The sequence below is a fragment of the Saccharopolyspora phatthalungensis genome (assembly GCF_014203395.1).
Lineage (GTDB): Bacteria > Actinomycetota > Actinomycetes > Mycobacteriales > Pseudonocardiaceae > Saccharopolyspora > Saccharopolyspora phatthalungensis.
This window is the reverse complement of the sequence record NZ_JACHIW010000001.1, coordinates 323,091-348,383: the sequence shown is the minus strand read 5'-3', so window position 1 is coordinate 348,383 and position 25,293 is coordinate 323,091. Positions and strand designations below refer to the sequence as shown.

General features: G+C 67.9%; 28 protein-coding genes. 23 read left to right on the top strand and 5 right to left on the bottom strand.

Features of this window, described 5'->3' with window-relative positions; all coding sequences use genetic code 11:
* Positions 1–44 precede the first annotated feature (44 nt).
* Together efp and nusB are read left to right on the top strand one after the other, a co-directional pair.
* A complete protein-coding gene (gene efp, locus BJ970_RS01450) occupies positions 45–611 on the top strand; it encodes an elongation factor P (protein ID WP_184722611.1) in 567 nt (188 codons plus the stop codon).
* Positions 612–662: 51 nt separating this feature from the next.
* Positions 663–1,127 carry a transcription antitermination factor NusB gene (gene nusB, locus BJ970_RS01445; RefSeq protein ID WP_184722608.1) on the top strand — a complete coding sequence of 155 codons (465 nt, stop codon included), beginning with the start codon at positions 663–665 and terminating at the stop codon, positions 1,125–1,127.
* 142 nt (positions 1,128–1,269) lie between these two features.
* Here nusB and bldD read toward each other — a convergent pair whose 3' ends face one another.
* Positions 1,270–1,758: a transcriptional regulator BldD gene (bldD, locus tag BJ970_RS01440; protein WP_010311046.1), complete on the bottom strand. Its 489-nt coding sequence runs from the start codon at positions 1,756–1,758 to the stop codon at positions 1,270–1,272.
* 288 nt (positions 1,759–2,046) lie between these two features.
* Between bldD and pyrR the strand changes: the two genes are divergently transcribed.
* The 17 genes from pyrR to BJ970_RS01355 all read left to right on the top strand — a co-directional run bounded on the left by pyrR (position 2,047) and on the right by BJ970_RS01355 (position 18,185).
* Positions 2,047–2,634, top strand: a complete 588-nt coding sequence (gene pyrR, locus BJ970_RS01435) for a bifunctional pyr operon transcriptional regulator/uracil phosphoribosyltransferase PyrR (protein WP_184722605.1) — start codon at positions 2,047–2,049, stop codon at positions 2,632–2,634.
* The gene (locus BJ970_RS01430; protein WP_184722601.1) at positions 2,634–3,566 is read left to right on the top strand and encodes an aspartate carbamoyltransferase catalytic subunit; all 933 of its coding nucleotides are present in this window, start codon (positions 2,634–2,636) and stop codon (positions 3,564–3,566) included. The genes pyrR and BJ970_RS01430 overlap by 1 nt, the downstream gene beginning before the upstream one ends.
* Positions 3,563–4,861 (top strand): dihydroorotase, encoded by a 1,299-nt coding sequence (locus tag BJ970_RS01425; RefSeq protein ID WP_184722598.1) that lies wholly within the window; start codon positions 3,563–3,565, stop codon positions 4,859–4,861. The genes BJ970_RS01430 and BJ970_RS01425 overlap by 4 nt, the downstream gene beginning before the upstream one ends.
* Positions 4,861–5,403 carry a PH-like domain-containing protein gene (locus BJ970_RS01420; RefSeq protein WP_184722595.1) on the top strand — a complete coding sequence of 181 codons (543 nt, stop codon included), beginning with the start codon at positions 4,861–4,863 and terminating at the stop codon, positions 5,401–5,403. The genes BJ970_RS01425 and BJ970_RS01420 overlap by 1 nt, the downstream gene beginning before the upstream one ends.
* Entirely contained in the window at positions 5,400–6,524 is a 1,125-nt protein-coding gene (gene carA / locus BJ970_RS01415; protein WP_184722592.1) for a glutamine-hydrolyzing carbamoyl-phosphate synthase small subunit, read from the top strand. Before BJ970_RS01420 ends, carA begins: the two co-directional genes overlap by 4 nt.
* A complete protein-coding gene (gene carB / locus BJ970_RS01410) occupies positions 6,524–9,859 on the top strand; it encodes a carbamoyl-phosphate synthase large subunit (protein ID WP_184722589.1) in 3,336 nt (1,111 codons plus the stop codon). The genes carA and carB overlap by 1 nt, the downstream gene beginning before the upstream one ends.
* Positions 9,856–10,704 (top strand): orotidine-5'-phosphate decarboxylase, encoded by an 849-nt coding sequence (pyrF, locus tag BJ970_RS01405; protein ID WP_184722586.1) that lies wholly within the window; start codon positions 9,856–9,858, stop codon positions 10,702–10,704. Before carB ends, pyrF begins: the two co-directional genes overlap by 4 nt.
* A gap of 158 nt (positions 10,705–10,862) precedes the next feature.
* Positions 10,863–11,342 (top strand): hypothetical protein, encoded by a 480-nt coding sequence (locus tag BJ970_RS01400; protein ID WP_312864057.1) that lies wholly within the window; start codon positions 10,863–10,865, stop codon positions 11,340–11,342.
* A 98-nt stretch (positions 11,343–11,440) separates the two neighbouring features.
* Complete coding sequence (locus tag BJ970_RS01395) at positions 11,441–11,929, top strand: YbaB/EbfC family nucleoid-associated protein (RefSeq protein ID WP_312864056.1); 489 nt, start codon at positions 11,441–11,443, stop codon at positions 11,927–11,929.
* A gap of 11 nt (positions 11,930–11,940) precedes the next feature.
* The gene (locus BJ970_RS01390; protein ID WP_246470634.1) at positions 11,941–12,267 is read left to right on the top strand and encodes a hypothetical protein; all 327 of its coding nucleotides are present in this window, start codon (positions 11,941–11,943) and stop codon (positions 12,265–12,267) included.
* Positions 12,264–13,556: a WXG100 family type VII secretion target gene (locus BJ970_RS01385; RefSeq protein WP_184722579.1), complete on the top strand. Its 1,293-nt coding sequence runs from the start codon at positions 12,264–12,266 to the stop codon at positions 13,554–13,556. Before BJ970_RS01390 ends, BJ970_RS01385 begins: the two co-directional genes overlap by 4 nt.
* Positions 13,553–14,269 (top strand): hypothetical protein, encoded by a 717-nt coding sequence (locus BJ970_RS01380; protein ID WP_184722575.1) that lies wholly within the window; start codon positions 13,553–13,555, stop codon positions 14,267–14,269. Before BJ970_RS01385 ends, BJ970_RS01380 begins: the two co-directional genes overlap by 4 nt.
* Before the next feature lie 8 nt (positions 14,270–14,277).
* Positions 14,278–14,961: a hypothetical protein gene (locus tag BJ970_RS01375; protein ID WP_184722572.1), complete on the top strand. Its 684-nt coding sequence runs from the start codon at positions 14,278–14,280 to the stop codon at positions 14,959–14,961.
* A gap of 301 nt (positions 14,962–15,262) precedes the next feature.
* Positions 15,263–15,586 (top strand): hypothetical protein, encoded by a 324-nt coding sequence (locus tag BJ970_RS01370; RefSeq protein ID WP_246470632.1) that lies wholly within the window; start codon positions 15,263–15,265, stop codon positions 15,584–15,586.
* The gene (locus tag BJ970_RS01365) at positions 15,583–16,749 is read left to right on the top strand and encodes a WXG100 family type VII secretion target (RefSeq protein ID WP_184722569.1); all 1,167 of its coding nucleotides are present in this window, start codon (positions 15,583–15,585) and stop codon (positions 16,747–16,749) included. The genes BJ970_RS01370 and BJ970_RS01365 overlap by 4 nt, the downstream gene beginning before the upstream one ends.
* On the top strand, positions 16,746–17,477 hold the full coding sequence (locus tag BJ970_RS01360) for a hypothetical protein (RefSeq protein WP_184722566.1): 732 nt from the start codon (positions 16,746–16,748) through the stop codon (positions 17,475–17,477). Before BJ970_RS01365 ends, BJ970_RS01360 begins: the two co-directional genes overlap by 4 nt.
* Before the next feature lie 12 nt (positions 17,478–17,489).
* Entirely contained in the window at positions 17,490–18,185 is a 696-nt protein-coding gene (locus tag BJ970_RS01355; protein WP_184722563.1) for a hypothetical protein, read from the top strand.
* A 140-nt stretch (positions 18,186–18,325) separates the two neighbouring features.
* On the opposite strand, the gene BJ970_RS01350 is transcribed toward BJ970_RS01355, so the two are convergent.
* Complete coding sequence (locus BJ970_RS01350; protein ID WP_184722561.1) at positions 18,326–19,234, bottom strand: serine/threonine-protein kinase; 909 nt, start codon at positions 19,232–19,234, stop codon at positions 18,326–18,328.
* Between the two features lie 46 nt (positions 19,235–19,280).
* On the bottom strand, positions 19,281–21,137 hold the full coding sequence (locus BJ970_RS01345; RefSeq protein WP_184722558.1) for an ABC transporter ATP-binding protein: 1,857 nt from the start codon (positions 21,135–21,137) through the stop codon (positions 19,281–19,283).
* 549 nt (positions 21,138–21,686) lie between these two features.
* Here BJ970_RS01345 and BJ970_RS01340 point away from each other — a divergent pair.
* Positions 21,687–22,829, top strand: a complete 1,143-nt coding sequence (locus tag BJ970_RS01340; protein WP_184722556.1) for a serine/threonine-protein kinase — start codon at positions 21,687–21,689, stop codon at positions 22,827–22,829.
* The gene (locus tag BJ970_RS01335) at positions 22,826–23,278 is read left to right on the top strand and encodes a hypothetical protein (protein WP_184722554.1); all 453 of its coding nucleotides are present in this window, start codon (positions 22,826–22,828) and stop codon (positions 23,276–23,278) included. The genes BJ970_RS01340 and BJ970_RS01335 overlap by 4 nt, the downstream gene beginning before the upstream one ends.
* A 116-nt stretch (positions 23,279–23,394) precedes the next feature.
* On the opposite strand, the gene BJ970_RS01330 is transcribed toward BJ970_RS01335, so the two are convergent.
* Both BJ970_RS01330 and BJ970_RS01325 read right to left on the bottom strand, forming a co-directional pair.
* Positions 23,395–24,318 carry a hypothetical protein gene (locus tag BJ970_RS01330; RefSeq protein WP_184722552.1) on the bottom strand — a complete coding sequence of 308 codons (924 nt, stop codon included), beginning with the start codon at positions 24,316–24,318 and terminating at the stop codon, positions 23,395–23,397.
* Between the two features lie 35 nt (positions 24,319–24,353).
* Positions 24,354–24,521 carry a hypothetical protein gene (locus BJ970_RS01325; RefSeq protein ID WP_184722549.1) on the bottom strand — a complete coding sequence of 56 codons (168 nt, stop codon included), beginning with the start codon at positions 24,519–24,521 and terminating at the stop codon, positions 24,354–24,356.
* Here BJ970_RS01325 and BJ970_RS01320 point away from each other — a divergent pair.
* Together BJ970_RS01320 and BJ970_RS01315 are read left to right on the top strand one after the other, a co-directional pair.
* On the top strand, positions 24,520–25,020 hold the full coding sequence (locus BJ970_RS01320) for a DUF5753 domain-containing protein (RefSeq protein ID WP_184722546.1): 501 nt from the start codon (positions 24,520–24,522) through the stop codon (positions 25,018–25,020). The genes BJ970_RS01325 and BJ970_RS01320 overlap by 2 nt on opposite strands.
* A 21-nt stretch (positions 25,021–25,041) precedes the next feature.
* A complete protein-coding gene (locus BJ970_RS01315; RefSeq protein WP_184722543.1) occupies positions 25,042–25,245 on the top strand; it encodes a DUF397 domain-containing protein in 204 nt (67 codons plus the stop codon).
* Positions 25,246–25,293 lie beyond the last annotated feature (48 nt).

The following is a 25,293-nucleotide window of genomic DNA, read 5'->3' as shown; positions in this document are numbered from 1 at the left end:
ATTGGAAACACGCCCAAGCCATCACCACAGGAGAGACCCCCACCGTGGCATCCACGAACGACCTGAAGAACGGACTGGTGCTCAATATCGACGGCCAGTTGTGGACCGTCGTGAACTTCCAGCACGTCAAGCCCGGCAAGGGCGGCGCTTTCGTGCGCACCACCCTGAAGAACGTGCTCTCCGGGAAGGTCGTGGACAAGACCTTCAACGCCGGGGTGAAGGTGGACACCGCGAACGTCGACCGCCGCGAGATGACCTATCTCTACAACGACGGCACCGACTACGTGTTCATGGAGCCCGACACCTACGACCAGGTCAACATCTCGGGTGACGTGGTCGGCGACGCCGCGAACTACATGCTGGAGAACAGCGCCGTGGTGGTGGCCCGCCACGACGGCAACCCGCTGTACGTCGAGCTGCCCGCCTCGGTGGAGCTGGAGATCTCGCACACCGACCCGGGCCTGCAGGGCGACCGTTCCACCGGCGGCACCAAGCCGGCCACCCTGGAAACCGGCGCCGAGGTCCAGGTGCCGCTGTTCCTCAACACCGGCGACAAGGTGAAGGTCGACCCGCGCGACGGCCGGTACCTCAGCCGCGTCAGCAGCAAATGATCGCCTGCCCGTCCGCCGCGGGACTCGGTCCGGCCCGAAAGAGGGTGTGAGGTGGGTTCTCGGAGCAAGGCACGCAAGCGTGCCGTGGACTTCCTCTACGAGGCCGATCAGCGCGGCGTCGACCCGGTGACCCTGCTCGCCGACCGGGTCGGCTCGCCGGACGTGCCGCCGGTCGGCGAGTACACCATCACCCTGGTAGAGGGCGTCACCGCGAACCGCGAGCGGATCGACGAACTGCTCACTCAGCACGCCGAGGGCTGGTCGCTGGGCCGGATGCCCGCGGTGGACCGCTCGGTGCTGCGGCTGGGCCTCTACGAGCTGCTGTGGAGCGAGGACGTGCCGCCGGCGGTGGCCATCGACGAGGCGGTGGAGCTGGTCAAGGCGCTGTCCACGGACGACTCGCCGCGCTTCGTCAACGGCGTCCTGGGGCGCATCGCGGGCATCGGAAACCGCCTCCGCAAGTCCGTCCGCCAGGAACAGACGGCCGAGCAGACCGCGGAGCAGACCGCCGAATAAGGGTGGCGATTTCGCGCGAAATCGCCACCAACCCGAAGCACGCACGCTGAAAAAAGGGGGCACCCGCTGCGACCGTGGGTCGCGGTGGGTGCCCCGTTCACGTGCCCTGCCCTCACTCGTTCGAGCGGGGCCGGGTGTCGTGTCACTCCTCCCGGGCTGGGCGGGCCTCCGGGGGAAGCACGCCCCAGTCGATGAGCTGCTCGGTGAGCTCACCTGGCGTCATGTCGTAGATGATGGCCAGGGATCGCAGGTCCTCGGTGCGGATGGACAGCACCTTGCCGTTGTAGTCACCGCGCTGGCTCTGGATGGTGGCCGCGTAGCGGGCCAGTGGGCCCACCTTCTCCGCAGGTAGCTGCTGCAGCCGCTCCAGGTTGATCACAACTTTGGTCGCGGGCTCGGCGCCGGATGGCACCCGACCCTCGGGAAGCAGTTCCGCGACCGGAACCCCGTAGAAGTCGGCCAGCTCGGCCAGCTTCTGCACGGTCACCGCACGGTCGCCTCGCTCATAGGACCCGACGACCACGGCCTTCCACCGCCCGCCAGACTTCTGCTCGACGCCGTGCAGCGACAAACCCTGCTGCTGGCGGATAGCGCGGAGCTTGCTGCCCAGCGCCTTGGCGTAGTCGCCCATGTGGCGTTTCTCCGTTCGTTCGCCCCGTCAGCCGATAACGGCGGCCGGGGAGCAAAGCTCAGATCGATACGGAGAGTAATGTTCGCTCGCAAGCGTCACCAGGTCAAGTTGGTCTTTCTCGGCAATGCGGCGAACGCCACCACACCACCCGGACGATTGACCCCAACGCGCTGATAGCGTACAAGGCAGCCCGGTGGTCGGCGACGGCTCGCGAGCCCGTCACTGCGGGGCAGCTCACACACCATCCTTTAAGGACCCGTCCAGTGAGGCGGGGAAGGAGGTCGCACCGTGGCGTCACGCCAAGCGGCGGACGCGACGGATCCGGCCGGGCAGCGGGAGCTGCTGTCGGCCGGTGACGTTGCGCGCACGATTGCCCGGATCGCCCACCAGATCATCGAGAAGACCGCGCTGGACACCGGCAACAGCGACGTGGTGCTGCTGGGCATCCCGACCAGGGGGACTTCGCTGGCTCACCGGCTGGCCGCGAAGATCAGCGAGTTCAGCGGCGTGACGGTGCCCACCGGCACCCTGGACATCACGCTCTACCGCGACGACCTGCGGCACCGCCCGAACCGCCCGCTGGAGCCCACCAGCCTGCCCGCGCGGGGCATCGACAACACGCTGGTCGTGCTCGTCGACGATGTCCTGTTCTCCGGCCGCACCGTGCGGGCCGCCCTCGACGCCCTCCGCGACCAGGGCCGACCGCGGGCGGTGCAGCTGGCGGTGCTGGTTGACCGCGGGCACCGCGAACTGCCGATCCGCGCCGACTACGTCGGCAAGAACATCCCGACGTCGCGCTCCGAGGACGTCGCCGTCCGGCTCGCCGAGACCGACGACGCCGACTGCGTGGTGCTGCGCCGCGAGGGAGGCGAGTGATGCGCCACCTGTTGTCCACCGAAGATCTGGACGTCGCCACCGCGACGAGCCTGCTCGACACCGCGGACACCCTGAAGCAGACCCTGCTGGGGCGCGAGGTCAAGAAGCTGCCGACGCTGCGCGGCCGGACCGTCGTGACCCTGTTCTACGAGAACTCCACGCGCACCCGGGTGTCCTTCGAGGTCGCCGGGAAGTGGATGAGCGCCGACGTGATCAACGTTTCGGCCAGTAGTTCTTCGGTCGGCAAGGGCGAGTCCCTGCGCGACACCGCCCTGACGCTGGCCGCCGCCGGGGCCGACTGCGTGATCATCCGGCATCCCGCCTCGGGCTCCGCGCACCGGCTGGCCGGTTGGCTCGACGAGGCCGGCACGCAGGTCATCAACGCCGGCGATGGCATGCACGAGCACCCGACCCAGGCGCTGCTGGACGCCGCGACGCTGCGGGAGCGGCTGGGCGAACTGGCCGGTCGCCGCATCGCGATCGTCGGCGATCTGCTGCACAGCCGGGTGGCCCGGTCGAACGTGCACCTGCTGCGCACCCTGGGCGCCGAGGTGGTGCTGGTCGCGCCGCCGACGCTGGTGCCCGCCGGGGCTCAGCACTGGGGCGCGGAGGTGCGCCACGAGCTGGACCCGGAGCTGCCGAAGCTGGACGCGGTGATGATGCTGCGGGTCCAGGCCGAGCGGATGCACGGCGGGTTCTTCCCGTCGGCGCGTGAATACTCGATCGCCTACGGCCTCAACGAGGCACGGCTGGGCATGCTGCCCGAGCACGCGGTGGTCCTGCATCCCGGCCCGATGCTGCGCGGCATGGAGATCGCGCCGGCCGTGGCCGATTCGCCGCGCGCCGCCATCACGCAGCAGGTCAGCAATGGCGTGCACGTGCGGATGGCGGTGCTTTACCACCTGTTGGCCGGAGAGGAGATCACGGCATGAGCCGGGTGCTGCTGAAGGACGTCCGCCCGTATGGCGCGGGCGAACCGGTGGATGTGCTGATCAACGGCGAGGTCATCGCCGAGATCGGCCCGGGCCTCAACGCCGACGCCGACGAGATCGTGCACGCCGGTGGTGCGGTGGCGCTGCCGGGCTTCGTGGACCTGCACACGCACCTGCGGGAGCCGGGCCGCGAGGACGCTGAGACCGTCGAGACCGGCTCGATGGCCGCCGCGCTCGGTGGGTACACCGCGGTCTTCGCGATGGCCAACACCGATCCGGTGGCCGACAACGCGGTGATCGTCGAGCACGTGTGGCGGCGCGGTCGCGAGGTCGGCCTGGTCGATGTGCACCCGGTGGGCGCGGTGACGGTGGGGCTCAAGGGCGAGAAGCTCGCCGAACTGGGCACCATGCGCCGCAGCGTCGCCGAGGTCCGGGTGTTCTCCGACGACGGCCACTGCGTGCACGACCCGCTGATCATGCGCCGCGCGCTGGAGTACACGAAGTCCTTCGGCGGCGTGGTCGCGCAGCACGCCGAGGAGCCGCGGCTGACCCTCGGCGCGCAGGCGCACGAGGGCGCGAACGCCGCCCGGCTGGGCCTGGCGGGCTGGCCGGCGCCGGCCGAGGAAGCCATCGTCGCCCGCGACTGCCTGCTCGCCGGGCACACCGGTGGCACGCTGCACATCTGTCACGTCTCCACCGAAGGCACCGCCGAAATCCTGCGCTGGTGGAAGTCCCGCGAGTCCGCCGGGCGGGTGTCCGCCGAGGTCACGCCGCACCACCTGCTGCTGACCGACGACCGGCTCGACACCTACGACCCGGTGAACAAGGTCAACCCGCCGCTGCGCGGCGACGCCGATGTGCTGGCGCTGCGCCAGGCGCTGGCCGACGGCACGGTGGACTGCGTGGCCACCGACCACGCCCCGCACGCCGCGCAGGACAAGGACTGCGAGTGGTCCGCCGCCAAGCCCGGCATGCTCGGCCTGCAGACCGCGCTCGGCATCGTCGTGCAGACGATGGTGCGCCCGGGCCTGCTGGACTGGCGCGGCGTGGCGCGGGTGATGAGCGAGCGGCCCGCCGAGATCGCCGGGCTGACCGACCAGGGCCGACCGGTCGCCGCCGGGGAGCCCGCGAACCTGGTGCTGGTCGACCCGGAGGCCGAGTGGACGGTGCGCGGCGCGGAACTGGCCAGCCTCGGGGAGAACTCCCCGTTCGAGGGCATGCAGCTGCCCGGCCGCGTCGTCGCGACGTTGCTGCGCGGGCGGCTGACCGCACACGAGGGCAAGGTGAGGCGCTGATGGACCGCGTGCTGTGGGTGATCGGGCTGGCCGCGTTGGTGGCGCTGGTGTTCTTCGGGATGCGGCGTGGCTGGGTGAACCGGGCCCGTCGGCAGGCCGCCGAACTGCCCGGGTTCCCGGTGCCACCGGACAAACCGGGCGACGAACTGCTGCCCGCCGCGACCGGCATGTACGTCGGCACCACCAGGGCGACCGACTGGCAGGACCGCATCGCCGTCGGCGACATCGGGCACCGCGCGAACGGCACCGCGCAGCTGCACGCCACCGGCCTGCTGCTACGACGAAACGGAGCCAGCGCACTGTGGATCCCGGCGGAGTCCATCGTGGACTGCCGACTGGACCACAAGCTGGCCAACAAGGTGGTGCCCGGCGCCGGCCTGGTCGTGGTGACCTGGCGGCTGGGCGAGCAGCTGCTGGACACCGGGTTCCGCGGCGATGACAAGACAACGCAGACCGAGTGGGTCGAGGCGGTCCGGGCACTGTCGCCCGCCGACGAGCCGACGCGACACAAGACCGCGACTTCGCGGCAGGAGGAGAAATGACCACCGCGCACACCCCGGCCGCACTGGTGCTGGAGGATGGCCGGATCTTCCGCGGGGAGGCTTACGGCAAGGTGGGCCGCACCCTCGGTGAGGTCGTGTTCACGACCGGCATGACCGGCTACCAGGAGACCCTGACCGACCCCTCGTACCACCGCCAGATCGTGGTGCAGACCGCGCCGCAGATCGGCAACACCGGGTGGAACGACGAGGACGACGAGTCCGCGCGGATCTGGGTCGCCGGCTACGCCGTGCGCGATCCCGCCCGGATCCCGTCGAACTGGCGCTCCCGCCGGTCGCTGGCCGACGAGCTGGAGCGACAGGGGATCGTCGGCATCGCCGGGATCGACACCCGCACGCTGACCCGGCACGTCCGCGAGCTCGGCGCGATGCGCGGCGGCATCTTCTCCGGCCCGGGACTCGGCGGCGACGACGAGATGGTCGCCGCGGTCGGGGCCAGCGCCGGCATGGTCGGCGCGTCGTTGGCCGCCGACGTCACCACCGCCGAGCCTTACGTGGTCCCGGCCATCGGGGCGAAGCGGTTCACCGTGGCCGCGCTGGACCTGGGCATCAAGTCCAACACGCCGCGGATGATGGCCGAGCGCGGCATCGAGGTTCACGTGCTGCCGCTGGCGTCCACGCTGGAGGAAGTGCTGTCGATCAAGCCGGACGGGCTGTTCCTGTCCAACGGCCCCGGCGACCCCGCCACCACCGACCGGCAGGTCGAGCTGACCCGCCAGGCGCTGGACCGCAAGCTGCCGCTGTTCGGCATCTGCTTCGGCAACCAGATCCTCGGTCGCGCGCTGGGCCGCGGCACCTACAAGCTGCGCTACGGGCACCGGGGCATCAACATCCCGGTGATCGACGCCGAGACCGGCCAGGTCGCGATCACCGCGCAGAACCACGGCTTCGCCGTCGAGGGCGAGCCGGGGGAGCGGTTCGACACCGACTTCGGCCGCGCAATGGTCAGCCACCACTGCGCCAACGACGGTGCTGTCGAGGGGTTGCGGCTGCTCGACGGCCCGGCGTTCAGCGTTCAGTACCACCCCGAAGCGGCTGCGGGTCCGCACGATGCCGCGCCGCTGTTCGACAAGTTCGTTGATCTGATGAGTGAGGCGCGCTGATGCCCAAGAGGACCGACATCAAGCACGTACTGGTCATCGGTTCCGGACCGATCGTGATCGGCCAGGCGTGCGAGTTCGACTACTCCGGCACCCAGGCCTGCCGGGTGCTGCGCGAGGAGGGCATCCGGGTCTCGCTGGTGAACTCCAACCCGGCGACGATCATGACCGACCCGGAGTTCGCCGATGCCACCTACATCGAGCCGATCACGCCCGAGTTCGTGGAGAAGGTGATCGAAGCCGAGCGGCCGGACGCGATCCTGGCGACGCTGGGCGGGCAGACCGCGCTGAACACGGCGGTCGCCCTGCACGAGCGCGGGGTGCTGAAGAAGTACGGCGTGGAGCTGATCGGCGCCGACTTCGAGGCCATCCAGCGCGGCGAGGACCGGCAGCGGTTCAAGGACATCGTGCGCGCCGTCGGCGGTGAGGTGCCGGAGAGCGCGGTGTGCAAGTCGATGGAGGACGTGCGCGCGTTCGTCGCCGAGCGCGGCCTGCCGGTGGTCATCCGGCCCAGTTTCACCATGGGCGGCCTGGGTTCGGGCATGGCCCACACCGAGGAAGCGCTGGAGCGGATGGCCTCCTTCGGGCTGGCAGAGAGTCCGGTGCACGAGGTGCTCATCGAGGAGAGCGTCCTCGGGTGGAAGGAATACGAGCTTGAGCTGATGCGCGACCACGCCGACAACGTGGTGGTGATCTGCTCGATCGAGAACATCGACCCGATGGGCGTGCACACCGGTGATTCGGTCACGGTGGCGCCGTCGATGACGCTGACCGACCGCGAGTACCAGCACATGCGCGACGTGGGCATCGCGGTGCTGCGCGAGGTCGGGGTGGACACCGGCGGCTGCAACATCCAGTTCGCCATTCACCCGGAGACCGGCCGGATGGTCGTCATCGAGATGAACCCGCGAGTGTCGCGGTCCTCGGCGCTGGCGTCGAAGGCCACCGGTTTCCCGATCGCCAAGATCGCCGCGAAGCTGGCCGTGGGCTACACCCTCGATGAGATCCGCAACGACATCACGGGCGAGACCCCGGCGAGCTTCGAGCCGACGCTGGACTACGTGGTGGTGAAGGTGCCGCGGTTCGCCTTCGAGAAGTTCCCGGGCGCGGACCAGGAGCTGACCACCACGATGAAGAGTGTCGGCGAGGCGATGGCGGTGGGCCGCAGCTTCTCCGAGGCGCTGGGCAAGGCGCTGCGCTCGATGGAGACGAAAGCGGCCGGTTTCTGGACGGTGCCTGATTCTCTGGGGCCCGACCCGGAGGGCGTCACCGTCGAGTCCACTCTGGACGAATTGCGGACGCCGCACGACGGTCGCCTCTACACCGTGGAGCGCGCGCTCCGGCTGGGCGCCACGGTTGAGCAGGTGCACGAGGCCTCGGGCATCGACCCGTGGTTCGTCGACCAGATCGCGGCCTGGGTCGAGCTGCGCGGCGAACTCGTCGAAGCCCCGGTGCTGGACGCGGCGCTGCTGCGGCGCGCGAAGCGGGCCGGGCTCTCGGACCGGCAGATCGCCGCGCTGCGCCCGGAACTGGCCGGTGAGGACGGAGTCCGGGCGCTGCGGCACCGGCTCGGCGTGCGGCCGGTGTACAAGACGGTGGACACCTGCGCGGCGGAGTTCGCGGCGCGCACCCCGTACCACTACTCGGCCTACGAGTCCGACCCGGCGGCCGAGTCAGAGGTCACCGAGCAGCGCGAGCGGCCGAAGGTGATCATCCTCGGCTCCGGCCCGAACCGCATCGGCCAGGGCATCGAGTTCGACTATTCCTGCGTGCACGCCGCGATGGCGCTGCGGGCGGCCGGCTACGAGACCGTGATGGTCAACTGCAACCCGGAGACCGTTTCCACCGACTACGACACCTCGGACCGGCTGTACTTCGAGCCGCTGACCTTCGAGGACGTCCTGGAGGTCGTGCACTCCGAGCGGCAGTCCGGCACCGTGGCGGGCGTGATCGTGCAGCTCGGCGGGCAAACCCCGCTGGGGCTGGCGCGGCGGCTGGCCGAGGCCGGGGTGCCGATCGTGGGGACCCCGCCGGAGGCGATCCACCTCGCCGAGGACCGCGGTGCGTTCGGCGATGTGCTCGCCGGGGCGGGCCTGCCCGCGCCGAGGTACGGCACCGCCACCTCGTTCGAGGGCGCCAAGCGGATCGCCGACGAGATCGGCTACCCGGTGCTGGTGCGGCCGTCCTATGTGCTCGGTGGTCGCGGCATGGAGATCGTCTACGACGAGGCATCGCTGGAGAACTACATCGCCCGCGCCACCGAGGTCACCCCGGAACACCCGGTGCTGGTGGACAACTTCCTCGACGACGCGATCGAGATCGATGTGGACGCGCTCTGCGACGGCACCGACATCTACCTCGGTGGCGTGATGGAGCACATCGAGGAAGCCGGGATCCACTCCGGCGACTCGGCGTGCGCGCTGCCGCCGATCACGTTGGGGCGTCAGGACATCGAGCAGGTGCGCAAGTCCACAGAGGCCATCGCGCGCGGCATCGGCGTGCACGGCCTGCTCAACGTGCAGTATGCGCTCAAGGACGACGTGCTCTATGTGCTGGAGGCCAACCCGCGCGCCTCGCGGACCGTCCCGTTCGTTTCCAAGGCGACCGCCGCGCCGCTGGCCAAGGCCGCGGCCCGGATCATGCTCGGCGCCAAGATCGCGGACCTGCGGGCGGAGGGCCTGTTGCCGCCGGAGGGCGATGGCGCGGACCTGCCGATCGACGCGCCGGTCGCGGTGAAGGAAGCCGTGCTGCCGTTCCACCGGTTCCGCACCCGCGAGGGCGCCGGGGTGGACTCGCTGCTCGGGCCGGAGATGAAGTCCACCGGCGAGGTGATGGGCATCGACACCTCCTTCGGGCAGGCCTTCGCCAAGTCCCAGGCCGGCGCCTACGGTTCGCTGCCGACGGCCGGCCGGGTGTTCGTCTCGGTGGCCAACAAGGACAAGCGATCCCTGGTGTTCCCGGTCAAGCGGCTAGCCGACCTGGGCTTCGAGATCCTGGCCACCAGCGGCACCGCCGAGGTGCTGCGCCGCAACGGGATTGCGTCCACAGTGGTGCGCAAGCACAACGAGGAGGCAGGCCAAGAGCGGGACGTCGTCGAGCTGATCAAGGCCGGCGAGATCGACATGGTCATCAACACCCCTTACGGCAACCCCGGCCCGCGCGTGGACGGCTACGAAATCCGCACCGCGGCCGTCTCCCGCGACATCCCGTGCATCACGACGGTGCAGGGCGCGGCGGCGGCGGTGCAGGGCATCGAGGCCGGCATCCAGGGCAACATCGGTGTCCGGCCGCTGCAGGCGTTGCAGGCGGCGCTTCGGCAGGGCGGTGAGCAGCGATGACTGACCCGCTGCGGGTCGGCTTCGGCGAGCGGTTGGCGGAGTCGATGCGGGCTCGCGGCGCGTTGTGCGTCGGCATCGACCCGCACCCGTCGCTGCTGCACGCGTGGGATCTCGACGAGACCGCACGCTCGGTGGAGCGGTTCGCGATGACCGTGGTGGAGGCGCTGGCCGGCGAGGTCGCGATCCTCAAGCCGCAGTCGGCGTTCTTCGAGGTGTACGGCTCGGCCGGAATCGCTGTGCTGGAGAAGGTGATCGCCGAGGCGCGGCAGGCCGGTGCGCTAATGCTGCTGGACATCAAGCGCGGCGACATCGGCTCCACGATGGCGGCGTATGCGATGGCCTACCTGGACGAGCACGCGCCGCTGGCGGCGGATGCGGTGACCGTGTCGCCGTACCTCGGCTACGGTTCGCTCGCCCCGGCCATCGGCATCGCGGAGCAAACCGGCCGCGGCGTGTTCGTGCTGGCGCGCACCTCCAATCCGGAGGGCGCGGGCCTGCAGCAGTCGATCCACGGCAGCGGCGACTCGGTCGCCCAGTACATTGTGGACTCGGCGGCGGAGAGCAACGCCGGTGCGGAGCCGATGGGGCACGTCGGGGTGGTGGCCGGTGCCACCATCCGCTCCGACGAGCTGGACTTCTCCCGCCTCAACGGCCCGATCCTGGCACCAGGCCTCGGTGCCCAGGGCGCCACGGTGCAAAGCCTGCGGGCGGTGTTCGGCGCGGCGCTGCCGAACGTCCTGCCTGCCACGGCCCGCGACGTCCTCCGCCACGGCCCGACGGTCAACGGTCTGCGAGCCGCCGCCCGCAAGGTCCGCGAGGAGGTACAAGACCTGCTGCGCGGCTGACTTTTCGGGATGAAGGGCACCTTTCGCCGCGCGGAAGGTGCCCTTCACGATTGTTCCGATCGAATGAGCAACGCCCACGGCTACCGGACCGTGTCTGATACCAATTTCGGGTGCATCCCGAAACGAATGGCGCTGTCGCGAGCAAGAAGCCGCCGCGCGTGTTGCGCTGGATCATCGTCCTGCTGCTGGTCTGGGCCGGCACCGCGATCTACTTCCTGGTCTCGACCGAGGTGACGATCGCCGGCCGGATTTTCGGCAAGGGAGAGGCAACGGCCGAACCGACTGCGCGGGTGGAACTGGAGCGGGGCCAGCCGTTCGGCCTCGCCGCCCATCGGGACGAGTACGCGAAGTGCGAGGTGATCCCGGAGGCCGGCGAGGCCCGCGTGCTGATCCCCGACCGCCCGGCCAACAGCCTCCGCAGCACACGGCTGCCGGAGCCGGTGCCGGCGTGGTTCTCCGGTGCCGCCGAGGTCCACTGCGCGGGACCCGCGACGGTGCTCCTGCCGGAGCGATACGAGAAGACCGGACTGAACGTGCTGATGGGCCTGATGACCGCATCCGGCCTCATGATCGTCGTCGTACTCGTGCAGATCGGGCGCCGTGTCCGGGTCAACACCCGGTTGTACGCAGGTGCCTAGCGGGTTTGCTTGCGGGAACGGATTGCCGAACGGCATAAATGCGCGAACGACGCTCGGCTAGGGTCGTTTCCAACGGATCGAAGAGTGAGGGGGCGGCTGTGAGCGGCGCGTCTGAGCGCATCCAGGAGATGATGCGCAAGTTTCAGGAGCAGGCGCAGAAGGCGTCGGAACTGCAGTCCGCGATGCAGGACATGCGGGGCACGGCAAGCAGCCCGGACCGCTCGGTCACGGTGACCGTCGCACCGTCCGGCGCGCTGCTGGACCTGCGCCTGGCACCGAACGCGGTCCGCCAGTCGGCCAGCGACCTCCAGCAGCAGATCATGGCGACCATCCGTGAGGCGACGGCGAACGCGGCCGAACAACTCAACAGCACGGTGGCGCCGATCCTCGGTGACCAGTTCGACAAGTTCCAGGAAGCCTTCAACGTCGAAGGCGCGGCGATCAAGCCGGACATCGAGGGAGACGAAACGCCCTCACCGGAGAGTCCCGCACCGCCGCCTGCCGCGCACCGCGCGCCGCCGGCGACGCCGCGGCGAAACGCCGACTACGACGATGACGACTTCTCTGCGGGCTCGTTCCTGCGCTGAGGGGCTTTGTCTTGACTGACTTGAAGATGACGCCGGGCACGCTGACCGGCCACGGCCAGGGCTGCGAAAGCCTGGCCGACAAGTTCGGCCAGCTCGCCGACCTGCTCCAGCAGGCCCGGGTGGACGACCAGTGCTTCGGTCCCATCGGGAAGGAGCTCGTCAACCTGTTCGGCATATACCTGGACAGCCTGCAGGAATGCCAGGACTTGGCGACGAAGGCGCAGCAGTTCCTGCTCAAGACGAAGCAGTCACTTGATGACACGGTCAAGGACTACGCCGACACCGAACAGCAGATCTCGGAGATGCTGAAGAAGGCCGGAGAGGGACTGGGCGGATGAGCGCGCCGCAGGGGCCAGGAGACTTCCACACCCTGAACAAGGGGGACGACAAGCCGCAGAAGGACTGGTTCGATCAGGCGGCGGGTCGAGGCTCGTCCCTGTGGGGCGCCAGCCAGGACGTCGCAGACGCTTCGGAGCCGCCCGAGTGGGGCGTGGCGATGGTGTCGATGCGGATGGAGCAGCTGGAGCTGCTGACCAGCCCTGGCCAGGCGTTGATGAGCAATGGGCTGGGTTTCCTGGTGTCCATTGTGCTCAGCCCGCTGATCGAGTTGATCGAATGGGCGGTCGGCGATCCCGAGCAGATGAAGGCCACGGCCGAAGGCTGGGAGAACGTCGCCTTGTGGCTTGATCAGGTTGCCGAACAGGAGCCGCAGCGGGCGCAGGCGACGGCGGAGACCTGGGCCGGCAAGGACGGCGACGCGTTTCGCAAGCAGATGACCGAGTTCGGCGACGGAGTCAAGGCGCTGGCAGCGGACATCCGCGATCTCAAGGGCACCTTGGAAATGATCGCGGACATCTTCGACATGGTCGTCGAGTTCTTCATCCAAACGGTCACCGAGCTGATCATCGGCCTGATCGTCCAGTGGCTAGCTGCCCTGGCGGCGTCGTGGATCACGGCCGGGGCCTCGGTCGGTGCGGCGAGCGCCGGCACCGCGGTCCAGGTGGGGGCAACCGGGGTCCGCATCACGACGCGGGTCATGCAGGTGCAACGCAAGCTCTTCCAGATGTTCCAGAAGATCGAGCGCCTGCTCCAAAAGCTCCGCGAGGCGGGCAAGCTCCGCAAGGTCATCGACAAGATGAACGACATGCGCGAGGGCAACATGATCCAGAATGCGGTCGCGCGGAAGATCGACGCAAACCCGGTGGCCAAGTTCCTCACCAAGGCGGACGGCAGCGACTTCACCTCCAAGGGAGGAAAGTTCCTCCAAGACGTGGAGAAGCAGCACGCCGGCCGCCTCGCGGACCTTGACAACCAGATCAAGGATGCGAGCAAGGCCGGTGACAGCACCTTGGAGAACTCGCTCAAAGCCGAGAAAGCTCAGTTCCAGCAAGACATCAAGGGTGTGCAAGGGCTGGCCAACAACACCGTTTCGCATGTGCTGACCGGGGCTTTGGGCGGGAAGACGACTTGGGGACAGGCCGCGATGTCCGCTGGAACCGACGTTGTGACCGGTGCAGCGATCGAACAGGGCGCTAACGCGGTCTATGACACTGGCAAGGGCTGGTTCCAGGGGGATCTGTCGTCGGACGAGCAGCGTGACCAGGCGCAGGAGAAGGGCTTCTCGTGATTGAAGTGATTTCGGCGCGAACCTGGTGGTGCGCTCCGGACGAACGGATCCTTTGGTGCGTGCCGTTGCGGAAGCCAGAGGGTAGCAAGCCGTTCATCCTGTACTCGGTCAAGGGATTGGATGAGGCCGGCGCGCGACGGATGCCCGGTGCGCGTGCCTTGAGTGCTGTCGGTGGGTTTCTCGGTGAGGCCGCTTTGGAAGTGATCTCGCCTTCTGAGGACGTTGGCGGCTTGAGGCTTCGCCCTCAGAGCGCCGTGGTTTCAGGACCTGGTCGGGACTGCCTTGCAGCGGCACGTCTTGCGCAATGGCAGCCGGCCAATCACAAGACCAAAGGCAGAAATCCGGTTTGGTTCCTGACGTCGCACCGGCTCGGGCTTTTGGAGTTCGACCCCAGCAAGAAGGTGAACGACAACGACGCCGGCGGTGTGATGAGCGGCCTGAAGACAGCGGTTGGTCGCTATGTTGGTGGTACCACGGAGGAACGCGTGCCCGACGCGGCTTCCCCCGTTGATCTGCCGGGTTTCATGGTTCACATGGAAATTCCTCGTAATGAGATCGCTTCGTTGACGACCGTAAAACAGAAGGTCGGGGACCGGAAGGACCTGCCGTTCTTGCGTATCGGCCTGGTTGATGGATCGACGATCGATGTCTCCGACGAGCACAACGACGAGCGTGTCCAGCGGATGGTCGCTATGAGCCACGGCCAGGGGTGACGGAATCCATGCTTTCGACGAAGCAGTTCCAGAAGTTGTTGGAGCGGGATTGGCTCGATGAAGGCGATCGAGTCATGGCGCTTTTCGGTGGTGAGGGCGAGCGCGGGTACCTCGGAGCCACGATCGGCGGACGTCATGTCGTGCCGCACCGTCCTGTGATGCAGACGGAGAATCTGAACGTCGACTTCGGCGCGTTGCCGCTGCCGGCGGCTGTGGTGCGAGATGGCCGTTTCCACGGCGACGAATGGGTCCACGACCCGGCGATGCGCGGTTGGCTGTACGCGGCGACGCCGCAGCAACTTGCGGTCCAGTGTGCTGATCGACTCGCGGCCGCCGGACCAGAGGGCTGGTTCGTTTCAACGCCGGCGCGCCTCGCCGTCGTCGTAGATGCTTCTGCGGCGGGCGAGCCTGACGATGTCGCACAGCAAAAGACCGTCGACGAAAAGGGTGCCGAGGAAGCCAAGGGAATCGGTAGGTGGCTGGGTAAGGCCCGTTCGGCGGTTTCTGCGGTGGCCGATCTCTCGGACAGCCTTCGGCCGGGTTCGGGGCCGTCGCTGATCACGCTGTGGGAATGCCGCCGTGACCAGTTGACTTCCGGGGGATTCATCACCAAAGGCAGGAACGCGGGCGGTGTCAGGTTTGCCCGGAATGAATTCGTGGACGGTTCCGTGCTTGAGCTGAGGATGGCGTAGTGCGGGCCTGGTCTTACTAGTTTGGGCGTGGCGCTTGAGCAGACGTTCCGGGCTCCGGGCGCAAGGCGTGATCACGCGTGGCAGATGGGCGGATTTGTCCGTTTGTCGTCGCCGATGTCTGCCCCGTTTCGAACAGATCGAACATTGGAGACGAAACGCCCATTTCTTCTGGTTGGGTGAAACTCCTTGCCGTTCATGGGGAACCGTCCGCGGGTGCCGTAACGTCCAAGCGGCCACCGCAGCGGGATACCGATGATGACGACTCCTCTGCGGGCTCGTTCCTTCGCTGAGGGTGATTGTCTTGACTGATTTAAAGATGACGCCGGCCACGTTGACCGGCCACGGCCAGGGTTGCGAAAGCCTCGCCGACAAGTTCGGTCAGCTCGCCGACCTGCTTCACCAGGCCAAAGTGGACGACCAGTGCTTCGGCCCCATCGGCGACGCCGTGGGCCTGAGCAGCAAGTACTTCGAAAGCCTCGACTCCTGCAAGGACTTGGCGTCCAAGGCCCAGGAGTTCCTGAAGCACATGAAGGAAGCGCTGGACGAAACGGTCAAGGACTACGCCGACACCGAACAGCAGATCTCCGAGATGCTGAAGCAGGCCGGCGAGGGGCTGGGCGGATGAGCGCGCCGCAGGGGCCTGGCGATTCTCAATCCCTGAACAAGGGTGATGGCGACTCGAAGAACTGGTTCGAGCAGGCCGCCGGCCGTGGCTCCTCGCTCGTGGGTGCCTCCCAGGACCTGGCGGACGCCTCGTCCCCACCCGAGTGGGGCGTGGCCATGGTGTCGATGCGGGCCGAGCAGCTGCAGATGCTGGCCAGTCCCGGCCAGGCGTTGATGAGCAACGGCCTCGGCTTCCTGGTGTCGATCGTGCTCAGCCCGCTGATCGAGCTCGCCGAGTACGCGATCGGCGACCCCGAGCAGATGCGCGCCACCGGCGAGGGCTGGGAGAACGTCGCGAAGTGGCTCGACCAGGTCGCCGAGCAGGAGCCGCAGCGGGCGCAGGCGACGGCGGAGACCTGGGTCGGCAAGGACGGCGACGCGTTCCGCAAGCAGATGACCGAATTCGGCGACGGAGCGAAGGCCCTGGCTGAGGACGTCCGCGACCTCAAGGGCACGCTGGACATGATCGCCGACATCTTCGACATGTTCGTCGAGTTCTTCATCTCGGTCGTCACCGAGCTGATCATCGGCCTGATCGTGCAGTGGCTGGCGGCCCTGGCTGCGTCGTGGATCACGGCGGGTGCGTCGGTGGCCGGCGCCAGCGCCGGAACGGCCGCTCAGGTCGGTGCGCAGGGGGCGCGGATCGGCGGCCGGATTGCCCAGATCCAAGGCAAGCTCTACCAGCTGTTCCAGAAGCTGGAGCAGTTGCTGCAGAAGGTCCGCGAGATCGGCAAGCTCCGCAAGGTCATCGAGAAGATGAACGAGCTGCGCAACGGCGGGAAGGTCTCCCAGTTCGTGGCGCGCAGGCTGGACTCGAACGCGCTGATCAACACCCTCACGAAGGCCGACGGGTCCACGCTGGCCACGACGACCGGCAACCGCTTCATGCAGGGGGTCACCGGTTCCGAGGCGTTGGCGGGCAATCTCTCCCAGCGGTTCCTGTCCAGCACGCTTGGCGGCTCGACGCGGTTGTCCGGCGCGATCTTCAACGAAGGTGTCTCGACGGCCAAGGATGCGGCCATCGAGCAAGGCGCCGACTTCGTCTATGGTGCAGGGGAAGGTCAAGCCACCGGCAAGATGAGCGAAGAAGAGCGGAAATCGGCGGAGGAGAAGGGCTTCTCGTGATCGAGGTTCTGGCTGCTCGCCAGCAGTGGTGCCGGCCGGGGGAGCCCATCCTCTGGTGCATCCGGTCGCACCGCAACTACCTGTTCGACGTCGAAGGGCTCGACGAGAAGGGGAAGCCGAAGAAGGGGTGGGGCACACGCGCCGCTCTCGGCGCTGGCGATGCCGTCGGAGGAGTCCTCGGCGGGGTTTTCGATGCGGTCACCGGCGGGGACACCGATTCCGATCTGAAGGATTCCCCGCCGAGCGTGCTGTTCGGTCCGGGCCCGAACTGTATGGCGGTCGCGAAGCTTTCGCGCCTCCCCACCGGGGAGGACCGCGCTTGCTGGGTGTTGACCTCGCACCGGCTGGGCTTGCTGACCTTCCACGACGCCGCCGAACCGGAGGCGGGCGAAGCCGAGGAGTCGGCGGGACTCCTCGGCGGTGCGCTGAAGTTCGGAAAGGGCGCGATGAAGTTCGCCCGCGACGTCCGGGACATCGTCGCCTCGAAACCCGAGTACGAGCCGGGGGTTGCCGTCCCGGTGCCGCAGGCGAGCGCCCACCTGGAGATCCAGCGGCCCGCGATCGCCGACATCGGTGCGCACCAGCGCAAACTCGGCCGCGGCTACCAGACAGGCAAGCCCTGGTACCTGCGCGTGCAGTTCACGGACGGCTCGGGGATCGAGCTCAGCCCGTCGCCGAAGGAAAAGCCCCTGCAGCGGCTGGTGGCGATGTCCCACGGGAAGATCTGACGAAGGCGAGCGATGAGGGATCGGTCCAAAGTTCTGCGCCTGCTCAACGACGGCTGGTGCGCCCGCGGCGAGCAGCTCATCTTCCTCGTGGGCGGCGAGCACAAGCCGGGTTGGTTCGGCGCGACGCTCGGGAGCACCCGGCAGGTTCCGTACCTTCCGCAGCAGGACGACGGGTTGCAGCCGCCGTGGCCGTTGGTGAACCCGCGCCTTTCGGCGGGCGAGTTCCTGGCGGACGAGTGGGTGCACGACCCGGCGGTGTGGGGCTGGTTCCACACCGACAGCCCGGTGCGAGCGGCCGCTCAGTGCGGCGACGCGCTGAGCCGCGGCAAGCACTTCTCGTGGCTGGTCTGCAGCAACCGTCGGCTGGCGGTGGTCGTGGAGGCCGACGTGCGTGCCGAAGCCCTGCAGAAGGCCGCGGAGCAGCAGAAACCGGCTGAGGAATCGTCGGGGATGCTAGGCGGGTTGTTCGGCAAGGCCAAGGCGTCGAAGGACAGCGACCAGCCGCAGGCGCCTGCCCCGGCCGGGCCGATCGAGACCTGGTGGGAAATCCCGATCGGACACGTCGGCCGGTTCGACTCGGCCGAGCGTGGCAGGGGAATCGACCCCGTGGAGTTCTTCGGAATCCGGTTCGGGGACGACTCGACCCTGGAGTTCCGCCTGATCAACGCCCCTGACCTGGTCGAAACCGTCTACTCGAACCTCCGCTGAGGCGTGCGGATTCAGTAATAGCGGGTAGGAATGGCCGTTGATCGGCGGCGCTGGACGAGGCGGCGGGGCCGGGTGGCTTCATACCGCTGGTCATGTTCGTCGGTGGCGCTGATGCGCACCCGGACCCCGCCAACGCGCCGCTACGACTCGGCCCTGGGAGTCGGCACGGGATCGGCAACCGCGGACAGTGCTTCGGCGAGTTCGGCGACTGCCGGGCGCTGTCGCGGATCCTGGCGTAGGCACGCGTCGATTGCGCTCGACATCGCCTTCGGCAGCCGTCGCTGGGTTCGGATCGGGGGTGCGGGAACGGTCAGCTGCGGGCACCGCTCCTGCAACGCCGACACCGACTCGAAGTCCGTCGGTTCGCCGGAGGTTCCGACGTCGAACGGCAGGATTCCGGTCGCCGCTGCGTACAAGGCCAGGCCGATTCCCCAGACGTCGGTCTCCGGCCTCAGCATTCCGCCGCGGATCTGCTCGGGTGCCATGGCGCAGGGCGTTCCCGCGCCGCCGCGGCCGGGGCCGGGGTGGCGGGCGAAGTTGAGATCGATGACGCGCGCCCTGCCCAGGTCCGCGATGATGTTGCCCGGGTTCAGGTCGAGGTGCAGGTAGCCGCGGTCGTGCATGTAGGCCATCGCCGAGCACAGGTGCTGGCCCAGGTGGGCGAGCTCGGCGGCGGTGAGCCGGCGGGTGCGCGTTTCGATCAGGTGCGAAAGAGTCGCCCCCGACAGGGTTTCCAGCACGAGAACCGGACCGTGCTCCCCGGCGACGAGGTCGTACGCCCGGACGATGTGCGGGTGGGTGAACGACAGCAGCAGGCGGCCTTCGAGTTCCAACCTCTTCCGGACGCCCTCGTAGTCCGCCTGGTCCGGGCGCACGGACTTGATGAAACACCGGCAGTACCGCTCCTCGCTCCAGGCGTCGTAGGTGTCGAGTTCCCGCCCCCGGCGCATGTGCTGGATGACCCGGTAACCCGGTGTGATCTCGTAGCCCGGCGGATGCGGTTCCGGCAGGGATTCCGTCGGCTCGGGCGCAATGCTGATAGCGGTCATCAAAACTCCCTTCGATGGATGCCCCGCTTCGGCCGCGGGGATGAGGTCAAGCCGTCTCCCGCGCGGTGATGGGAGGGGCGTGATCGCGTTCGTGCAGCCGGTAGAGCTCGGCGTACCTGCCGCCGCGGCCGATCAGCTCGGGGTGCGTGCCGGCTTCGGCGATCCGGCCGTGGTCGAGCAGCAGGATCTGGTCGGCGTCCCGGACGGTGATCAGGTTGTGCGACACGACTATCGTGGTGCGGCCTTCCATCAAGCGGCGCAGTGGCTCTAGCACGCGTGCGGTCGCGGCCGCGTCGAGCCCGACCGTCGGCTCATCGAGCAGCAGGATCGGGGCGTCGCGGATCATCGCGCGGGCGATGGCGATCCGCTGCCGCTGCCCGCCGGAGAGCAGCCGCCCGTGCGGGCCGACCCGGGTCTCGTAACCGTCGGGCAACGCGGTGATGAACTCGTGCGCGTCGGCGGCACGGGCCGCGCGCACGACCTCTTCCTCGGTGGCGTCCGGCTTTCCCCAGAGGATGTTGTTCCGGATGCTCATGTCGAGCGCGAGGACGTCTTGAAGCACCACCGCGACGTTGTGGCGCACCGATTTCTGCCGCATCGAGCGCAGATCCGTGCCGTCGAGGGTGATCGTGCCGGAGTCCGGGTCGTAGAACCGCAGCAGGAGCTTCCCGGTGGTGGACTTGCCGGATCCGCTGGCGCCGACCAGGGCGATCGTCTGCCCGGGCGCCGCGGTGAAGCTGATGCCGCGCAGCACATCGCGCTCCGCGTGCGGGTACCGGAAGGTGACGTCGTCGAAGGTGACCACGCCGCGCGCGCGGTCCAGCCGCCGCGGACGGACGGGGTCGTGCACGGTCGGCCGCTGGTCGAGCAGCTCGATGACGCGTTCGGCGCTCGCGGCGGCCGCGAAGACGGTGTTGCTGAGCTGGCCGAATCCGCGCACCGGCGAGTAGAGCTGGCTGAGGAAGCCGAGGAACACCAGCAGACCGCCCAGCGAGATGGCGTTCTGGGTCAGCTGCCAGGTTCCCAGGCCCACGATGATCAGCACCCCGGCCAGCTCCAGGAGCTGGATCATCGGCGAGAACAGCGCTTTGAGCCTGGTGGCGACCAGTTCGGCGGCGAAGCTCCCGAGGTTTTCGCGGTGCAGGCGGTCGGTTTCGGCGTTCTCCCGCCCGTACGCCTTCACCAGCGCGGCGTTGCTCAGGCTCTCTTCCGCGACCGAGCTGATCGACCCGGTGCGCTGCCGCTTCTCGCGCGAGGCGGCTTTGATCCGGTGCGAGAAGAACCGGGCGGTCAACCAGAACGCAGGAATGGTCACCAGGGACACGATGGCCAGCTGCCAGCTCAGCACGAAAAGCGCGCCGGTGAACAGCACGATCTTGAACGCGTAGGAAATCGTCTGGGTCAGCCCGGACAGCACCAGGTTCTCGATCGCGGCGATGTCGCCGGTGATCCGGGACAGGGTGTCGCCGATCTTGCGTCGTTCGAGGAATTCCACCGAAAGTTCGTGGAGGTGCCGGAACAGGCCGGTGCGCAGTTCGAGCAGGAAGCGTTCGGCCAGCCAGGTGGACAAGTACCGGTCGCCGAACGCGACCAGCCCGGCGAACAGCGTGACGACGACGTAGGCCGCGGCGAGCCCGAAGAAGAGGCCGAAATCGCGCGGCACCAAGACCTTGTCGACGAGGATCTTGAAGAACCAGATCGTGGCCGTGTCCAGGATGGGCGCGATCAGGATCAGCGCCATCACCACGTACAGCCACCCGCGGTAGGGGCGCACGTACGGCCAGAAGCGGCGGAAGATCTCGCGGACGCTGACCGGTGGCGCCACTTCCGGCGTTTCTCCGGGGCTGCTGGTGCTGACCCCGAACAGGTACCGGATTCTGGAGAAGAGGTTGGTGTTAGTCATAGTCGGCGGCCATCCGGCGGCGGCACCTGTCGACGCCGCCGCCGAACGATCTTGTTACCAGAAACATCCGGTGTTGAACCGGAAGAATCTACGACTGCAGAAGCGCCTGCTGAAGCAACGCCCGCTGAAGCCGCTGAACCCACCCCAGGCAGGTGCAAGTCCGGTAAAGACAGCCATAACTGCTCCTCGTATGTCGTGATTTTCTCGTTGCGATGGGCCCCATCCCCCGGGGTAACGCTTGTCGGGCAAGCGTTTTGGGCCCGTCTATGGGCTTTCCAGCGCCTCAGGCGGCCAAACGCTCCGGCAGTGAGATTTTTTCGTTGCGACACCGAATGATGTTGGTTCCCGTCAGAGTCGAATGATTGGTCGCACCACTGCCACCGGGGCGGATTCGGCGGCTTACGCGCCCGAGAAGATTATTTGCGATCGAGAACAGTTTTGTCGTCGCTGTTCACTGGCCTGCGCACCTGCCGCCCCACGTGCCCGGGATGACTCGGGACGCCTGCGGTCGTCTAGGGTCGCTCTCGCAGCTGACGGTTCGGAGGACTGATGGACGACGTGCCTCTGCTGGGCGGGCGCTACCGGTTGGGCGCTCGCTTGGGTGGCGGCGGGATGGCCGACGTGTACCGGGCGACGGATACCCGGCTGCAGCGCGTCGTCGCCGCCAAGGTGTTCCGGGCTGGTACCGACGCCGCTGGGCGGGAGCGGTTCGCGGAGGAGGCCCGGACCCTTGCCGGGCTCAGCCATCCCGGCCTGGTCACGGTGCACGACTTCAGTGCCAGCGAGGACGAGCTGTACCTGATCATGGAGCTGGTCGAGGGCCGTACGCTGGCCGATGTGATCGCGGCGGGCCCGCTGCCGCCGGAACAGGCCGCCGATCTCGGTGGTCAGCTGGCCGACGTGCTGGCGCACGTGCACGACAACGGGATCGTGCACCGCGACGTGAAGCCGTCGAATGTGCTGATCGCCAACGACGGCACGGTTTTCCTCGCCGACTTCGGCATCTCCCGGCTGGCCGACGGGGCCGCACGGATGACCAGTTCCGGTGTCGTCGTCGGCACCGCCACCTACATGGCGCCGGAGCAGGTCCGCGGCGGCGAGGTCAGCTACCCGACGGACGTGTACGCGCTGGGCCTGGTGCTGCTTGAGTGCATCACCGGCAAGATCGAGTATCCCGGTGCCAGCGCGGAAAGCGCCGTGGCGAGGCTGGTGCGGGCACCCGAAGTGCCGGTCGCAATACCGGTGCACCTGAACCGAGCGCTGGTCTCGATGACCGCCGCCGCCCCGGAGCAGCGGCCAACCGCCGCGCAGAGCGCGGAGCTGCTCAGCGGCATGGCCACCGAGGTGCTCTCCCGGATTCCGGCCGAACCGCAGACCGAGCAGCTACGCCCGACCGGCTCGCAACACCCGAGCCCCTCGCAACTCCCAACCGAGGTGCAGCGCCCGACCGGGCCGCCCAATCGGCCGATGACGCAGCACCTCCCGGCGGAGGAGCTACGCGGTCGGCGCCGGAACCGGCGGCCGCTGCTGCTCGCCGGTGGCGGGCTCCTCGTGCTGCTGGTGGCTGTGATCGGGTACCTTTCGTGGCCTAGCCAGCCCCAGTCGCCGACACTGCCACCGGCATCGGGCCCGGCGGCGGTGACGCGCCTGCCCGAAGACCTCGCCAACCTGGAAAGGCTGGTCCGGGAATGAAACGCATCCTGCTTCCCGCGCTCGCGCTACTGCTCGCGGGTTGCGGCAGCGCACCCGAATCGGCCCATCCGCAGGTGCGCCAGCAGCTCATCACGCAGGTAGAGGCGGTGAAAACCGCCGCGCTGGGCAATGATCGCGCCGGTGCCGAGGCGGCACTCGCCGAACTAAATCGCCAAATCGCCACCGCGCAGGCCCAGGGCAGGCTCACCCCGAACAGCGCGCGCACGATCCTTGCCGCAGCGGACCGAGTCGCCGCAGACGTGCGCACCATCCCACTGCCCGAGCCCCCGCCCCCGGTGGTCGTGACGGTCACGCCGGATCAGCCGGCGCCCGACGAGCAAGCCACCGACGATAGCCAGCGAAGGCTCGAAGAACAGCAGAAGCGCTGGGAACAAATGCAAAAGCGCTGGCAAAAGCAGCACGACAACAACGGCAAGAACGGCAACTGACGCACCCGCCGCGTCGCGACCCGATGCGGAAGTGGACGATTTCGCAGCGAAATCGGCACTTCGCCCGGCTGGTGAGCGCCGTTTTCGCGCGAAATCGCGTCAACCCGGGCGACAGATCACCGGGTGTCGGGGGACCAGGAAAGGGCCCACGGGGTGGTGTCCGCAAGGGGGTCGGCCGGGAAGTTCGGCGGGCGGATGTACTCGACCCGGGTCACGGCCGCCGGTTGGGGTTCGCCGGTTTCGGACGGGCGCAGGGTTTGGCGGAACATGTAGGAGGGGAGCAGGGTTCTCGGGTCGATGTAGTAGACGATGTCCGCGCCTGCGGCCGAGTTGTCTGCTGTGTGGTACGGGTACGCCATGATGTCGAGGCCGGTCTTCTTGAAGGCCCAGATCAGGTGCTGCATGTCCCAGCGGCGACCATCGTGGTCGACCAACGCTCGGGCCCGAACCGGAAGCCGGATGTGCGTAGCGCCGCCGACCTCGATCAGGCGCGGTCGTTCGGCCGTGAGGAAGCGCCACGATTCCCGGTTCAGCTGATTGATCATCGTGACGGCTTGGGTGTCGGTCAGCCCGGCCGGGATGATCCCGTCACCAAGGAACGGCCGGTTCGACGCCCGGCAAAGTGGGCTGTACCCCGGCGTCCACTTTCTGCGCGAAGGGCTGTAGTCGTAGTACGTGCCGTCAATGCACTTGTCCCACATGGCCCCTTCGCCGCGACGGTGGTCGATCGAGGCGCCGACTTGGCGACGGGTCCCGAAGTCGTAGATCTCGTCATTCACCGTGACCTTGCGCCGTTCGGCGGCCCGCTCGGGCGTTTCGAAGTACTCCCGCCTGGTATGCAAAACGGATTGCCTGGCCTGCCGGTAGAACATCTCCCAGAACAGCGCGTTCGGATCGAGCCGATCGATGTTGTCGGGCGTGACCGGGCCGTCGAACGAGGGTCTGGGCGCGTCGGCCCGCGTCCGATTCGGAGCTGGGGCCGGTGAGCAAGCCGCCGCGGTCATCGCGAGCAGGCAGATGATGGTCATGGTCAGTTTCATGCGTTCGTGGTCTCCGGTGAACGGGCGTGGCAGGCTCATCCGCGATCGCAGAGGGCTTCGACGACGTCGCGGGCGTCGGCGTTGAAGGCTTGGTCGAGGAAGTAGACCTTGTTGGAGAGATCGGTGAGCTGCCGCCGGGCGACCACGACTTCTACGCCGTCCTGGGCGATCGAGACCTCGTCGCGGACGAGCATCGAGACCATGCTTATCCCGGGCCTGTTGCAGACATCCGAGTACGCGACCGCAATCGTGCACGGTACGGACCCAGACCTGAACCTGGCAGAGGTCGACACGCTGGTCACGGCGCGCATGGGGCGGCAAACCTTGTTGAACCGCCCAGCGGCGCCAAAGCTTGAGGTACTTATCGAGCAGAGCATCCTGGAGCGTCCCGCTGGGGGTACAGGAGTGATGTTCCGTCAGCTCCGCCACCTGGTCAGCGCTACGAGCCAAGACAACATCACTCTGCGCGTGGTGCCGTCTGCAGTCGGCGTGCATCCGGGGATGGCAGGCCCCTTTGTCATCCTCGATTTCGAGAAGCACCCCAGCCTTGTCTACCTGGAGAATCGTGGAAGCAGTGCCTTCCTCGAAGAGTCCGAGCACGTGGCTGCGGCGAGAGAAGCGCTTCAGTCCTTGCAGGAGGTGGCTCTGTCGGTTGAGAATTCAGTGGGCCTCGTCAACTCCATCGCTGATGGATTGGTGTGAAGACAGGCAAGGAGCAGCTCAGTGGCATCACTGGATCTCTCAACGCTTCGTTGGCGTAAGAGCAGCCGAAGTAGCAACTACGGGAACTGCGTCGAGGTGGCCTTCAGCGGACCAGCTGTCGTGGCAAGAGATTCGAAGGCCCCGGACGACGCGAGGTTGGTGTTCAGCGCGGTGAGCTGGGCTTCATTCCTTGGTCGGCTCCGGGCTGGGCGGTTCGATGCATAGCCGGTCCTGATCTGGAACCCCTCGGCCGCATCCAACTCGATAATCACC